This is a genomic window from Pseudomonas sp. LFS074, assembly GCF_047978165.1.
In the GTDB taxonomy this organism is placed as follows: domain Bacteria; phylum Pseudomonadota; class Gammaproteobacteria; order Pseudomonadales; family Pseudomonadaceae; genus Aquipseudomonas; species Aquipseudomonas putida_P.
In genome coordinates this window covers 754,880-767,962 of sequence record NZ_JBFPFV010000002.1, presented here as the reverse complement: position 1 = coordinate 767,962, position 13,083 = coordinate 754,880, and the positions used below count along the sequence as shown (strand labels likewise).

General features: G+C 63.4%; 12 protein-coding genes. 4 read left to right on the top strand and 8 right to left on the bottom strand.

Going from position 1 to position 13,083, the window contains the following annotated elements; translation table 11 throughout:
- Positions 1–57 precede the first annotated feature (57 nt).
- From ACNQP3_RS21575 to ACNQP3_RS21565, 3 genes are read right to left on the bottom strand one after another with little or no spacing between them, the layout of a single operon-like run.
- On the bottom strand, positions 58–1,005 hold the full coding sequence (locus ACNQP3_RS21575) for a dihydrodipicolinate synthase family protein (protein ID WP_012273706.1): 948 nt from the start codon (positions 1,003–1,005) through the stop codon (positions 58–60).
- A gap of 43 nt (positions 1,006–1,048) precedes the next feature.
- The gene (locus ACNQP3_RS21570; protein ID WP_060494336.1) at positions 1,049–1,975 is read right to left on the bottom strand and encodes a 4-hydroxyproline epimerase; all 927 of its coding nucleotides are present in this window, start codon (positions 1,973–1,975) and stop codon (positions 1,049–1,051) included.
- A 23-nt stretch (positions 1,976–1,998) separates the two neighbouring features.
- On the bottom strand, positions 1,999–3,612 hold the full coding sequence (locus tag ACNQP3_RS21565) for an APC family permease (RefSeq protein WP_060494335.1): 1,614 nt from the start codon (positions 3,610–3,612) through the stop codon (positions 1,999–2,001).
- Positions 3,613–3,872: 260 nt separating this feature from the next.
- Between ACNQP3_RS21565 and ACNQP3_RS21560 the strand changes: the two genes are divergently transcribed.
- The gene (locus ACNQP3_RS21560; protein ID WP_060515817.1) at positions 3,873–4,655 is read left to right on the top strand and encodes an AraC family transcriptional regulator; all 783 of its coding nucleotides are present in this window, start codon (positions 3,873–3,875) and stop codon (positions 4,653–4,655) included.
- Here ACNQP3_RS21560 and ACNQP3_RS21555 read toward each other — a convergent pair.
- Positions 4,643–5,530, bottom strand: a complete 888-nt coding sequence (locus ACNQP3_RS21555) for a LysR family transcriptional regulator (RefSeq protein WP_012273702.1) — start codon at positions 5,528–5,530, stop codon at positions 4,643–4,645. The two genes, ACNQP3_RS21560 and ACNQP3_RS21555, sit on opposite strands and share 13 nt — an antisense overlap.
- A gap of 141 nt (positions 5,531–5,671) precedes the next feature.
- Here ACNQP3_RS21555 and moaB point away from each other — a divergent pair, with 141 nt between their 5' ends.
- Positions 5,672–6,211 carry a molybdenum cofactor biosynthesis protein B gene (moaB, locus tag ACNQP3_RS21550; protein WP_012273701.1) on the top strand — a complete coding sequence of 180 codons (540 nt, stop codon included), beginning with the start codon at positions 5,672–5,674 and terminating at the stop codon, positions 6,209–6,211.
- A 12-nt stretch (positions 6,212–6,223) separates the two neighbouring features.
- On the opposite strand, the gene ACNQP3_RS21545 is transcribed toward moaB, so the two are convergent.
- Together ACNQP3_RS21545 and moaA are read right to left on the bottom strand one after the other, a co-directional pair.
- Complete coding sequence (locus ACNQP3_RS21545; protein ID WP_060515818.1) at positions 6,224–7,123, bottom strand: bestrophin family protein; 900 nt, start codon at positions 7,121–7,123, stop codon at positions 6,224–6,226.
- A 20-nt stretch (positions 7,124–7,143) separates the two neighbouring features.
- Entirely contained in the window at positions 7,144–8,148 is a 1,005-nt protein-coding gene (gene moaA / locus ACNQP3_RS21540; RefSeq protein WP_012273699.1) for a GTP 3',8-cyclase MoaA, read from the bottom strand.
- 224 nt (positions 8,149–8,372) lie between these two features.
- On the opposite strand from moaA, the gene ACNQP3_RS21535 reads away from it, so the two are divergent.
- Positions 8,373–10,703 carry an FdhF/YdeP family oxidoreductase gene (locus ACNQP3_RS21535; RefSeq protein WP_060494333.1) on the top strand — a complete coding sequence of 777 codons (2,331 nt, stop codon included), beginning with the start codon at positions 8,373–8,375 and terminating at the stop codon, positions 10,701–10,703.
- Positions 10,704–10,759: 56 nt separating this feature from the next.
- Here ACNQP3_RS21535 and ACNQP3_RS21530 read toward each other — a convergent pair whose 3' ends face one another.
- Positions 10,760–11,221 (bottom strand): Lrp/AsnC family transcriptional regulator, encoded by a 462-nt coding sequence (locus ACNQP3_RS21530; protein WP_060515007.1) that lies wholly within the window; start codon positions 11,219–11,221, stop codon positions 10,760–10,762.
- Positions 11,222–11,313: 92 nt separating this feature from the next.
- Between ACNQP3_RS21530 and ACNQP3_RS21525 the strand changes: the two genes are divergently transcribed.
- Positions 11,314–12,495 carry a trans-sulfuration enzyme family protein gene (locus ACNQP3_RS21525; RefSeq protein ID WP_264317307.1) on the top strand — a complete coding sequence of 394 codons (1,182 nt, stop codon included), beginning with the start codon at positions 11,314–11,316 and terminating at the stop codon, positions 12,493–12,495.
- 123 nt (positions 12,496–12,618) lie between these two features.
- Here ACNQP3_RS21525 and ACNQP3_RS21520 read toward each other — a convergent pair whose 3' ends face one another.
- Entirely contained in the window at positions 12,619–12,855 is a 237-nt protein-coding gene (locus tag ACNQP3_RS21520; RefSeq protein ID WP_264316470.1) for a YdcH family protein, read from the bottom strand.
- Positions 12,856–13,083: the final 228 nt, after the last annotated feature.

Here is a 13,083-nt window from a genome sequence, read left to right as displayed (position 1 = left end):
ACTGCTTGCAGTGTGGGTGCGGGCGTACCCGCGCCCACAGAGCAAGCAGTGGCTGCATCAGGCCAGGTTCTGCTCGGCCGACCAGCTGGCGTACCAGCTACGGAACAGCGCGTATTGCTGCTCGGCATAGTTGCGCTGGGCGTCGGTCAGCACGTCGGTCTGGTTGAAGTGCAGGCTGTACTCGGTGTCGCCGTTCAGCACCATCAGGTGCTTGTAGTACAGCACCAGGTCGCAACCTTCATCGAACGACGACAGCACGGCCAGTGCCGCCTCCAGCTCGCGCGCCAGGCGGCGGGCACGGGCGTCGCCCTTGGCCGCCTGCTTGCTCAGGCTCACCAGCTGCAGCACTTCACGCGGCAGGGCGTTGCCGATGCCGGTGATGGCGCCGGTGGCGTTGCAGTTGACGAAGCCGTGCACCACTTGGGTATCCACGCCGACCATCAAGGTCACATCGTCGTCCTTGGAGGTGATGTGTTCGGCGGCATAGCGCAGGTCGGCGCCACCGCCGAATTCCTTGAAACCGATCAGGTTGGGGAACTCGCGGCGCAGCTCGAAGAACAGGTCGGCGCGGGTGGCGAAGCCGTAGTACGGGCTGTTGTAGATCACCGCTGGCAGCTTTGGTGCGGCGGCGAGAATGGCCGAGAAGTGGTGCTTCTGGGCGATCAACGAAGCGCCGCGGCTGAGCACGCGGGGGATGACCATCAGGCCGGCGGCGCCGACGCTGGCTGCGTGGGCGGCATGAGACACCGCTTCACGGGTGTTCACCGCGCCGGTGCCGACAATGGTTGGGATGCCGGCGGCCACCAGGCGCGCCACGCCTTCCTGGCGCTCGGCCTCGGTCAACAGTGGCCAGTCACCCATCGAACCGCAGTACACCACGGCGCTCATGCCGGCTTCGATCAGTTCGCGGCCTTTGCGCACCAGGGCGTCGAAGTCCGGCTTGCGCTCGGCGGTGCACGGGGTCATCAGGGCAGGCATGGTGCCGGTGAAGATGTTGTCGGTCATTGTTATCACTCCTAGCAGTATTCAGTCGGAAAAAGGCCGAGGGTCAGATGCCCCAGGCGAAAGGGTCCTGTTCGTCGATCAGCAGGGTGCTGTCGGCGGTCATGTAGGCGCGGCCGGTGATGAACGGGCGAATGCGCTCGCCGTCGCGCTCGTAGCGGCCATGGAACTGGCTACCGGTGATACTGGCCTGCACCCAGGTCTGGCCTTCGGCAAGCTTGCCGTCGGCGGCCAGGCAGGCCAGCTTGGCGCTGGTGCCGGTGCCGCACGGCGAGCGGTCGTAAGCCTTGCCGGGGCACATCACGAAGTTGCGGCTGTCGGCGTTGGCGTCGTCGGCGAACAGCTCGACGTGGTCGATGGGGGCGCCGTTTTCGCCGGTGATACCCTGGGCTTCAAGGGCTTTGAGCATGGCCCAGGTGTACTCGGTCAGCGCTTCGCGGTTATCCAGTTCGATGCGCTGGCCATGCTCGGAAACGAGGAAGAACCAGTTGCCGCCCCAGGCGATGTCGCCGCGCACCACGCCATGGCCGGGCACGTCCACCGCCACCTGCTGGCGGTACCGGTAGGAGGGCACGTTGCCCACGGTGATGGCGCCGTCTTCATGCAGGGTGGCGCTGACCTGGCCGACCGGGGTGTCGATCTTGTGCTCGCCCGGCGCGATCAGGCCCAGGTGCTGCAGCGAGGCCACCAGGCCGATGGTGCCGTGGCCGCACATGTTCAGGTAGCCGGCGTTGTTGAAGAAGATCACCCCGCAGGTGGCGTCGGCCGACACCGGCGGGCAGTACAGCGCGCCCACCAGCACATCGTTGCCGCGTGGCTCCAGCAGGCAGGCCTTGCGCCATTGGTCGTGCAGCTCGCGCAGTTCGTCACGCTGTTCGGCCATGCTGCGGCCGTGCAGTTGCGGGAAGCCCCTCATCACCAGGCGGGTGGGTTCGCCGCCAGTGTGGGAGTCGATGACGTGAATCTGTTTCATGGGCTTGTCCCTTGCGTAAAAGATCAGGAAGCGACGGCAGCGGGGCGGCTGGGATAGGTTTCAGCGCTGGCTTCGCTTTCGTCTTCACCTTCCAGGCGTACCAGGTGGGCAGGTACGCCAGTCGCAGCGCCCCAGTAGTAGATGCCCAGCGCGCAGGCGGCCACGGCCAGGGTGTCGAACGGGTGGGCTAGCACGCCCAGGCCGCCAAAACTGCCCAGCCACGACAGCAGGATGGTCACCGCGTAGAAGCCGATCAGCCACGCCGACGAGCGTACTTGCTGGGCCAGCGACAGGTGTTGGGTGGGCACGAAGCGGCCGCACAGCAGGTACAGCACGAACATCACGATCTGCAGGGCCAGCAACCACGACACGGTGTTCCAGCCCGACCAGTACACGATCAGCGCGGCGATGATGAACGACAGCGGGCCGAGCACGCCCATGCCCTTGACCCGGAACGGGCGCGGCATGTCTGGCGCGTTGCGGCGCAGGGCGGCGACGGTGACCGGGGCGACGGCGTAGCTCAGTACCAGGGCAGCCGATACCACGTTGATCAGCGCTTCCCACGATGGGAACGGCAGGGTCCAGAACACCGACAGGCCAAAGGTCAGCCACAGTGCCGGGCGTGGGATGCCGGATTCTGCGTCGATGCGGGTGAAGTACTTGAAGAAGGTGCCGGTCTGCGCCCAGCCATAGACCACGCGCGGGGTGGCGTTCATGTAGATGTTGCCGCAGCCGCTGGGCGAAATCACCGCATCGGCCACCACCAGGTAGGCCAACCAGCCCACACCCAGGGCCAGGGCGATATCTCGGTAGGGCAGGGCCAGCTCCTTGGTCACGCTGGCCCAGCCGTTGGCCAGCATTTCGGTGGGCACACTGCCAAGGAAGGCCAGTTGCAGCAGGGCGTAGATGGCGGTGGACAGCAGCACAGACAAGATCAGCGCGATCGGGATGGTGCGTTGCGGGTTCTTCACTTCGCTGGCCACCGAAATGATCGGCGTCAGGCCCAGGTAGGCGAAGATGATGCCGCCCGCCGACACGGCCATTTCCACGCCGGACAAGCCGAATGGGGCAAAGCCCTGAACCTCGAAGTTTTCTGGTTTGAAGAAGGTGAACAGCACGCCGATCACCAGTAGCGGCACAATGAACTTGAACACGCTGACCAGGTTGTTGGCCTTGGCGAAGGTTTTCACGCTGCGGTAGTTGAGGAAGAAGAACAGCCCCAGCAGGGCGAACTGCACCAGCCAGCCGAGTACGGTCGGGTCACTGGAGCCGGCCTTGGTCAGCCCGGGAAACCAGGCGGCGGCGTATTGGCGTGAGGCGACCACTTCGATGGCAATCAGGCTGGAAAAGGCGATCAGCGTGATGAAACCCATCAGGTAGCCCAGCAGTGGGCCGTGCGAATACACCGGGTAGCGCACCACGCCACCGGCACGGGGCAGGGCGGCGCCTAGCTCGCAGTAGACGATGCCCAGCAGCAGTACGGCGAACCCGCCAAGGAACCAGGAAAGGATGCCAGCCGGGCCAGCGATGGCCGAGACGTGGCTGGCGGCGAACAGCCAGCCGGAGCCGAAGATGGCGCCTAGGCCGATGAAGGTGAGGTCCAGCAGTGATAACTGTTTTTTGAATTTGCCTGACATGGGTTCGCCTTTTTGTTGGTTATTGGATAGGCAGGTCTGATGTCACGAGATGCGGCTTTTTGGGCCGCGCTCTTGTAGGACTTGGGCGGCTTGCGTGGGGCATAGAGTGAACCGGTCGGGTCGGCGGTTCTTGATGGTTTTCTGCAGAGGGGGTGACGAAATCGGCACAGTTGCAGAAAAACGATGGCAAGGCGCACAGCTGGACGATAGGCTGAAAGCCACACTGCATAAGGGCCGGCACAGCCAGCAGAGAACCGAAGATGACCGTCAACCCCTTGGCCACCCTCTACCATTCCCTCGACCAGCACCGCCCCGCCACCCTCGAGGCCTTGCTCGCCGGTGTATCGCTGCTGCTGCCGATTCTCGACGCCATCCCCAACGCCGCCATCTTCATCAAGGACCCGGCTGCCCGTTACGTACTGGCCAACGACACCCTGGTTCAGCGCTGCGGCCTCAAGCGCCTGCAGCCGTTGCTGGGCAAGACCAGCGCCGAAGTGTTTCCGGCACAGCTGGGCCCTGGCTACACCGAGCAGGACCGTCGCGTTCTCAAGGAGGGGCTGGTACTGGAAGACCAGTTGGAGCTACACCTGTACGGCAGCCGTGAACCGGGCTGGTGCCTGACCCACAAGCGCCCGTTGTACAACCAGGCGGGCGAGATCATCGGCCTGGTTGGCATTTCGGTAGATTTGCAGTCAGCCGCCGACAGCCACCCTGCCTACCAGCGCCTGGCCGCGGTGGACGAGCATATTCGGCGGCATTTCCACCAACCGATCAGCATGGGCGAGCTGACCCGCATTGCCGGCATTTCCGTGGCCCAGCTGGAGCGCTACTGCAAGCGGGTGTTCCACCTCACGCCCCGGCAGATGATCCACAAGGCGCGCCTGGAGCACGCCCACCGCTTGCTGCATTCGGCGCTACCGATCACTGAAGTGGCGATGTGCTGCGGCTACACCGACCACAGCGCCTTCAGCCGCCAGTTCAAGCAACTGACCGGCTTCACCCCGCGCCAGTACCGCCAGGCGACTGCCGATCAGGTGGCTTGAAACAGCCCGCGCGCTTCGGCAAAGCATTGTTCGGCAATTGCCGAGCGCGGCTCGCTGCGGCGCAGCAGCAAACCGACCGGGCTATGGATGGCGGCGTCGGCCACCGGCAGGATACGCAGGTGTTCGCTGAGGTCTTCCAGGCCGCAGTCCAGTGGCATGATCGCGCAGCACATGCCGGTGTTGATCGCCTGGATCAGCTGGAAGCTCGAGTCGCTCTCCAGCACCGCATTGGGCTCCAGGCCACGGCTGCGGAAGCTCAGGTCCAGCGACTGGCGGTAGTGCATGCCTTTGCTCAGCAGCCCTAGCGGAATGTCGCCGAGTTCGTCCCAACGCAGCGTGTCGCTGGCGAACTGGAAGTGCCGAGTGTCGTGCAGCAGGCCCATGGTGGTCGTGCCCAGCTCGATCACGTCGAAGAAGCTGGTGTTGACCTGGTCCAGGTAGCAGATACCCAGGTCGAGCTGGTTGCGGCTGAGCCCGTCGATGACCTGCTCCGAGCTCAGCGAGCTGAGCTGAAAGTGCAGTTCGGGGTACTTTTCGCGCAGCGGCAGCAGCAGGTGCATGGGGTTGAAGCTGGCCAGCGGCACGGTGCCCAGGCGCAGGCTGCCGACCACCTGGCCGCGGCAGCTGGCGGCCTCGGCCTGCAGGCCGTCGTGGGCGGCGAGCAGGGTGCGGGCCCAGGCCAGGATGCGCTCGCCGGCCTCGGTGAAACCCTCGAAGCGCTGGCCACGCTTGACCAGTACCAGGTCCAGTTCGTCTTCCAGGTTGCGCAGGCGCATGGACAGCGTCGGCTGGGTGATATGGCACAGCGCCGCGGCCTGGCCGAAGTGGCGGGTCTGGTCGAGGGCGATGAGGAACTTGAGCTGCTTGATGTCCATGGAAGTGCCTGGCGTCTGGTTGTGCAGACCATAACCTACGTCTGCGATAGATGTCATTGATCGGCCGGTACGCCATATCGATTGGACGCACCTGGGGCCATGCCTCTAGCGTGGTGACAATGCCATTCAAGGAGCTTCACCGTGCGCGTCCAACCCGATGCGGTCTTCGTACCGCTGAACATCGCCGTGCTGACTGTCAGCGACACCCGTACCTACGACAACGATACTTCCGGCGAGCTGCTGGCCAGCCGCTCGGTAGAGATCGGCCATCGACTGGTGGCGCGGGCACTGCTCAAGGACGACCTGTACAAGATCCGCGCCCAGGTGGCTACCTGGATTGCCGATGAGCAGGTGCAGGTGGTGCTGATAACCGGTGGTACCGGCTTTACCGGGCGCGACAGCACGCCAGAAGCAGTCGAGTGCCTGCTGGATAAGCGTATCGATGGTTTTGGCGAGCTGTTCCGGGCGTTGTCGATTCTCGATATTGGCAGCTCGACCGTGCAAAGCCGGGCCCTGGCCGGGTTGTCCAACAGAACCTTGGTATGCTGCCTGCCGGGCTCCACCGGGGCTTGCCGTACCGCGTGGGAGGGGATTTTGGCAGAGCAGTTGGATGCCCGACACCGGCCCTGCAACTTCGTCAAACACCTGCTGCCGATCGAGGCCTGTGCAAGCCGGGGCTGATGCTGCTGCCTGTCAGCTCAACACATACCCCACCGGCAACAACGCCGGTGGTAACTGCTGTTCCCCCAGCCCCGCCAGCACATCCCGTTCCACCGTGCGCACCAGGGCATCGGTCGGCAGGTCGTTCTCATCCCGCCCGAATGGGTCTTCCAGTTCGTTGCCAATCGCATCCAGCCCGAAGAAGGTGTACCCCACGATGGTGGTGAACAACGGCGCCAGCCAGCCCAGCGGCTCGGCCAGGGCAAACGGTAGCAGAATGCAAAAAATGTAGATGGTACGGTGCAGCAACAGCGTGTAGGGAAACGGCAAGGGGGTGAACTTGATCCGCTCGCAAGTGGCCTGCACTTCGGTCAGGCCCACCAGGCGTTGTTCCAGCAGGCTGTAGCGCCAATCACTGATCTGTTGTCGTTCGGCCAGGCGTGAGCAGTGCTCGCCTATTTCACGCAGGATACCGTCGCACACGTTGTGCGGGCTGATTGTCTCCGGCCGGGCCAGCCAGGGGCGAGCGGCCGCCAGGTCGTCCTCGTTACGCAGCCGGGCATTCAGTGCATGGGCATAGCCGCACAGGCTGCGCAGCAGCTCGGCTCGCAACTGCTGGTCGGCAATGACCACGCTTTCACGCACGAACGAACGCGTTTCGATGATCAGCTTGCCCCAGGCCTTGCGCCCCTCCCACCAACGGTCGTAGCAGGCGTTGTTGCGAAAGCTCATGAAAATCGACAGCGACAGGCCCAGCAAGGTGAATGGGGTGGCGCTGACCGGGTAGAAAAACGCCGGGAAATGCCGCTCGACCAGCACGATCAGCGCGGCCAGCAGGGTGACCATCAGGCAACGCAAGGCAATGCGTTTGACGATCGACCCCTTGAGGGTGAACAGCACACGCAGTACATCGGGGGTGGGGTGGACGATCATGGAAATCCAGAGGCGGCTGCTCAGCCGCCGGTCATGTTCATGAAGCGCAGGATCTGCACCTCGCCGCCGACTTCGAAGTGATGGCGGTAGGGCTTGAGGTGCAGCGAATCGCGGATGGCCTTTTCCAGGCGCTCGGGGTTGCCTGGGTGGGCGCGCAGCACGTGCTTGAGGTCTACCGAATGTTCGTTGCCCAGGCACAGCAGCAGGCGGCCTTCGACGGTGAGGCGCACACGGTTGCAGGTGGCGCAGAAGTTGTGGCTGTGCGGGGAAATGAAACCGACCCGGGTGTTGGCCGCTTCGGCCAGGCGCCAGTAACGGGCCGGCCCTTGGGATGACTCGGTCGATTCGATCAGGGTGAATTGCCCTGCCAGGCGTTCACGTACTTCATCGCTGGAGCAGAACGATTCGCCGCGCTCATGTTCGCTGATGGTGCCCAGTGGCATTTCTTCGATGAAGGTGATGTCCAGTTCGCGGTCGATGGCAAAACGCACCAGGTCGACCAGTTCATGGTCGTTGCGGCCTTTGAGTACCACGCAGTTGAGCTTGGTGCGTTTGAAACCGGCCTGGCGTGCGGCGTCGATGCCAGCGACCACCTGGGCCAGGTCGCCGGTGCGGGTCAGCTGTTTGAAGCGGTCGGTATCCAGGCTGTCGAGGCTGATGTTCAGGCGCGTGACGCCTGCGTCGAACAGTGGTTGGGCCAGGCGCCCGAGTTGCGAACCATTGCTGGTCATGCACAGCTCGCGCAGGCCGGGCAGGGCGGCGATGCGCCCGCACAGCTCGACGATGCCCTGGCGTACCAGGGGCTCGCCGCCGGTCAGGCGGATCTTGCGGGTGCCCAGGGCGACGAAGCGCTCGGCTACCTGGAACAGTTCTTCGAGGCTGAGGATTTGCTGGCGCGGCAAAAACTGCATGTCTTCAGCCATGCAGTACACGCAACGGAAGTCACAGCGGTCGGTGACCGACATCCGCAGGTAGTCGATTTTCCGGTTGAAGCCGTCGATCAGGGCCCGGCTGTTCTGTTCCACGTGCGCGCTCGAATGGGTTGGGACACAACTCCAAGCTATAACCTGGCCGCAGGGCCGTCAAATTGCTTTGCCCGACTGATTGATCAATGGCCTCTATGACGGCCACACGCGGGTTTCAGCCGGTGATCGAAACCGCTTATCACGCCGTAAGATCTTTCGATTGGACGCCCCCGCCCCACGCTCAATAGGCTGGAAAAAAGCATCGAAGCGTGAGGATTCATCGCATGAGCCAGGACGAACACATCAGGGACTACAAAGGCGCCGCCGCCGGCTGGGGTGCGCTCAAAAGCGTGACCAAGAGCTGGCTGGGCAGCGAAAATGCCTTCAAGAACCTGCGGGCCATGCTCAAGACCAACCAGAACGGCGGCTTCGATTGCCCCGGCTGCGCCTGGGGCGAGTCACCGGAAAGCGACATGGTCAAGTTCTGCGAGAACGGCGCCAAGGCAGTCAACTGGGAGGCCACTGGCCGCTCGGTGGACCCGGCGTTCTTTGCCAGGTACAGCGTCAGCGCGCTGAAGGAACAGACCGACTACTGGCTCGAATACCAAGGCCGTCTCACGCACCCAATGCGCTACGACGCCGCCACCGATCACTATGTCGAAACCACCTGGCAAGAGGCCTTCGAGCTGGTCGCTCGGCACTTGCGTGCGTTGCAGTCGCCGGATGAGGCCGAGTTCTACACCTCGGGCCGGGCCAGCAACGAGGCGGCGTTCCTCTATCAGCTGTTCGTGCGCGCCTACGGCACCAACAACTTCCCCGACTGCTCGAACATGTGCCACGAAGCCAGCGGCGCGGGCATGTCGGAAACCCTTGGCGTGGGCAAGGGCACCGTGGTGTTCCACGATCTGGAGCTGGCCGACGCGATCTTCGTCATCGGCCAGAACCCCGGCACCAACCACCCGCGCATGCTCGAACCGTTGCGCGAAGCGGTCAAGCGCGGGGCCCAGGTAGTCTGCTTCAACCCGTTGAAAGAGCGTGGCCTGGAGCGCTTCCAGCACCCGCAGCACCCGTTCGAAATGCTCAGCAACGGCTCCGAGCCGACTTCCAGCGCCTACTTCCGCCCAGCCTTGGGTGGAGACATGGCGGCCATGCGCGGCATCGCCAAGTTCTTGTTGCAGTGGGAGCGCGACGCCCAGGCCAAGGGTGAACCGGCGGTGTTCGACCACGCCTTCATCGCCGAGCACACCAGCGGCGTCGATGACTACCTGGCAGCGGTCGACGCCACCACCTGGGAGCATATCGTCAAGCAATCCGGCCTGACCCTGGCCGAGATCGAGCTGGCCGCGCGCATGTACCGCAAGGCCGAGCGGGTCATCATGTGCTGGGCCATGGGCGTCACCCAGCACCGCCATTCGGTGCCGACCGTGCAGGAAATCGTCAACCTGCAGCTGCTGCGCGGCAACGTCGGCAAGCCCGGTGCCGGCCTGTCGCCGGTGCGTGGCCACAGCAACGTGCAGGGCGACCGCACCATGGGTATTGACGAGAAACCCAAGGCGGCGCTGCTCGATGCCATCGAAAAACGCTTCCAGTTCCGTGTGCCGCGTGCCCACGGGCACAACGCGGTGTTGGCGATCAAGGCCATGGAAGAGGGGCGGGCCAAGGTGTTCGTCGCCCTGGGTGGCAACTTTGCCCAAGCCACCCCCGACACTCCGCGCACCCACGCGGCACTGCAGAACTGTGCGCTGACCGTGCAGATTTCCACCAAGCTCAACCGCTCGCACCTGGTCACCGGCCGCGATGCGCTGATTTTGCCGTGCCTGGGCCGTACCGAAATCGACCTGCAGGCCGAAGGGCCGCAAGGCGTGACCGTGGAAGACACCTTCAGCATGGTGCACATTTCCAACGGCCAATTGCGTCCACGCTCGCCGCACATGCGCTCGGAGCCGTGGATCATTGCCGGCATGGCCAAGGCCACGCTGGGCAACCAGCCGATCGACTGGGAGTATGCGGTGGCCGACTACAACCGCATTCGTGACATGATTGCCGATGTGATCCCTGGTTTCACCGGTTTCAACGAACGCCTCCATAGCCCAGGCGGTTTCCACCTGGGCAACACTGCCGCCGATCGCAACTTCCGCACGGCCACGGGCAAGGCCCGCTTCATGCCCCACGCGCTGCCCGAAGAGTTGGTCAACGCCAAGGTACTGGCCCGTGGTGACAAACCCGACCTGATCCTGCAGACCCTGCGTTCGCATGACCAGTACAACACCACCCTCTATGGCCTGGACGACCGCTACCGCGGGGTGTTTGGCCTGCGTGAAGTGGTGTTCGTCAACGAGGCCGACATCCGCCGCCTAGGCTTCGAGCCGGGCGAGCAGGTGGACCTGGTGTCGCTGTGGGAGGATGGCGTTGAGCGACGGGTGTCGGGCTTTCGCCTGGTGGCGTATGACGTGCCCGAGGGGCAGGCAGCTGCGTACTACCCGGAGACCAACCCGCTGGTGCCGTTGGAAAGTTATGGCGAAGGGACCTACACCCCGACCTCGAAATTTGTGGCGATCAAGGTTGAGAAAGCCAAGGCGGGGAACCGGATTGCGGCGGTGTTGGCAGCGGATTGATGGGTTGCCTGTACCGGCGTATTCGCGGGCTTGCCCGCGAAGAATCCAACGCCGATTCAGGCGCGATGCACGGGGTAAGCCGTGGTGTATTTCATCTGCTCCATGGCAAAGCTGGAGGTGATGTTCGACAACCCATCGGTACGGGTAATCAGCTTTTTGTAGAACCGGTCATACGCCGCGATATCCCCCACCACCACCCGCAGCATGTAGTCCCAATCCCCTGACATGCGGTAGAACTCCATCACTTCTTCGAACCCCGTCACGGTCGCGGCGAACTGCTCCAGCCAGGCGCTGTCGTGGCGCTGGGTCTTGAGCTGGACGAACACGGTAAGCCCCAGCCCGAGCCGTTCGGGGTCGAGCAGGGCGACACGGCCGAGGATGTAGCCGTCTTCCTCCAGGCGCTTGACCCGCTTCCAGCACGGCGTGGTGGACAGGTTGACGGCCTCGGCCAGGTCCTTCAGCGAGATTGAAGCGTCGCGCTGAAGCAGGGTGAGAATGTGCTGGTCGAAACTGTCCATATCGCGCGCTGGCCGTGCAGAAAAATATTTCACAGATTACCCCAAGCCCAGACGATTTGGGTTATGCGATAGTGGCGACTTTCACTCTGCCAATGGGCCTGACCATGTCCGAAAAGCCGCGCAATTTCGCCACCCGCACCATTCACGCCGGCGAGCAGTTCAGCGTCGCCGATAACGCCATTTTCCCGGCCATCGTCACCGCCAGCTCGTTCACCAAGCGCAGCCTGGACGACAAGCCGGAATATTCCTACAGCCGCGTCGGCAACCCGACCCGGCATGCCTACGAAACCTGCGTTGCCGCCCTGGAAGAAGGTGTGGGCGCAGTGGCCTGCGCCTCGGGGGTGAATGCCACCGCGACCGTGCTGGAGCTGCTGCCCAAAGATGCTCATGTGGTGGTGATGAACGGTGTGTACGGTGGCACCTTCCGCATCATGGAAGACTACCGCAGCCGCACTTCGGGCCTGACCACCACCTACGTCGACCTCAACGACCTCGAGGCCGTGGCGGCTGCGATCAAGCCGCAAACCCAGCTGATCTGGATCGAATCGCCGACCAACCCGCTGCTGCACCTGGTCGACATCAAGGCGGTATGCGACCTGGCCAAGGCGCGGGGTATTCTGACCTGTATCGACAACACCTTCTGCTCACCGTGGAACCAGCGCCCGATCACCCTGGGCGTGGACCTGGTGATGCACTCGGCCAGCAAATACATCGGCGGCCACTCCGACCTAACGGGTGGTGTGGTGGTGGCAGCCAATGATGCGCTGCTGGCGCGCCTGCGCCGTATCAGCATGGCGATTGGTGCGGTGCAGGGGCCGTTCGACTGCTACCTGGCCCTGCGCGGTCTGAAGACCCTGGATGTACGCATGGAACGCCAATGCGCCAATGCCTTGCAAGTGGCCCGCTTCCTCGAAAGCCACGCGCAGGTCGAGCAGGTGTATTACCCAGGGTTGGAAAGCCACCCACAGCATGCGCTGTGCAAGCGTCAAATGCGCAGTGGCGGTGCGGTGGTGGCGATGAAGGTGAAGGGCGACCGCGCTGCGCTCAACCGCCTGATGGAGGCACTGCAGATTTTTGTGCTGGCCGACTCGCTGGGTGGGGTGGAGAGCATGATCAACCACTCTTGGAGCATGTCGCACTGCTCGTTGAGCCCTGAGCAGAAAGGGGTGATGGGGATCAGCGAGAACCTGCTGCGGCTGTCGGTGGGGATCGAGGACTACCGCGACCTGGTCGAGGACCTGGATGGGGCGCTGAAAGCGCTGGTTGCTGTGTAAGGGCAACTGGCTTCTTCGCGGGCTTGCCCGCTTCCACAGGTACTCCACAGGTCTTGAGGGCCGTGGTGACTCTGTGGGAGCGGGCGAGCCCGCGAAGAGGCCGGCAGGTTCAATGAATGCCCGTCAGGATTTGGGCGGATGAATGATCCGTTCGATCTTGTCCTTGATCAGTAACCTTTCCTTGCGCAGGCGGTTGACGGCCTCGTCGTTGGTGCCGTTGCCTTCGGCGGCGACCACCTCCTTGTCCTTGGCGTTGTACTCCTTGTGCAGTTTGTGCAGGTCGTGGTCCCTGTCTATGAGCGCCTGGAATGCATCAGCGGTAACGTGCAGGTCAGCGAGCAGATCATGCGGAACTGGCATTTCTTCACCTCTGTCAGGGTTGTCGGTAAGGTCCTGACCACTGAGGATAGCTGCCTTTGCGCAGGCTTGTAGCGGCCGCCCAGCCTGAATGGCAGCTGAATGGCTTTCAGGTAATTGATAAAAGACGCGCCTTCACGAAATTGTTACCGACTTTTTCACGAAAAATTGATGACGCGCTTTCTAGAGTTCGCCCAACTTTCCCACGGTGCCAATTGGCCTGGGGGTTGA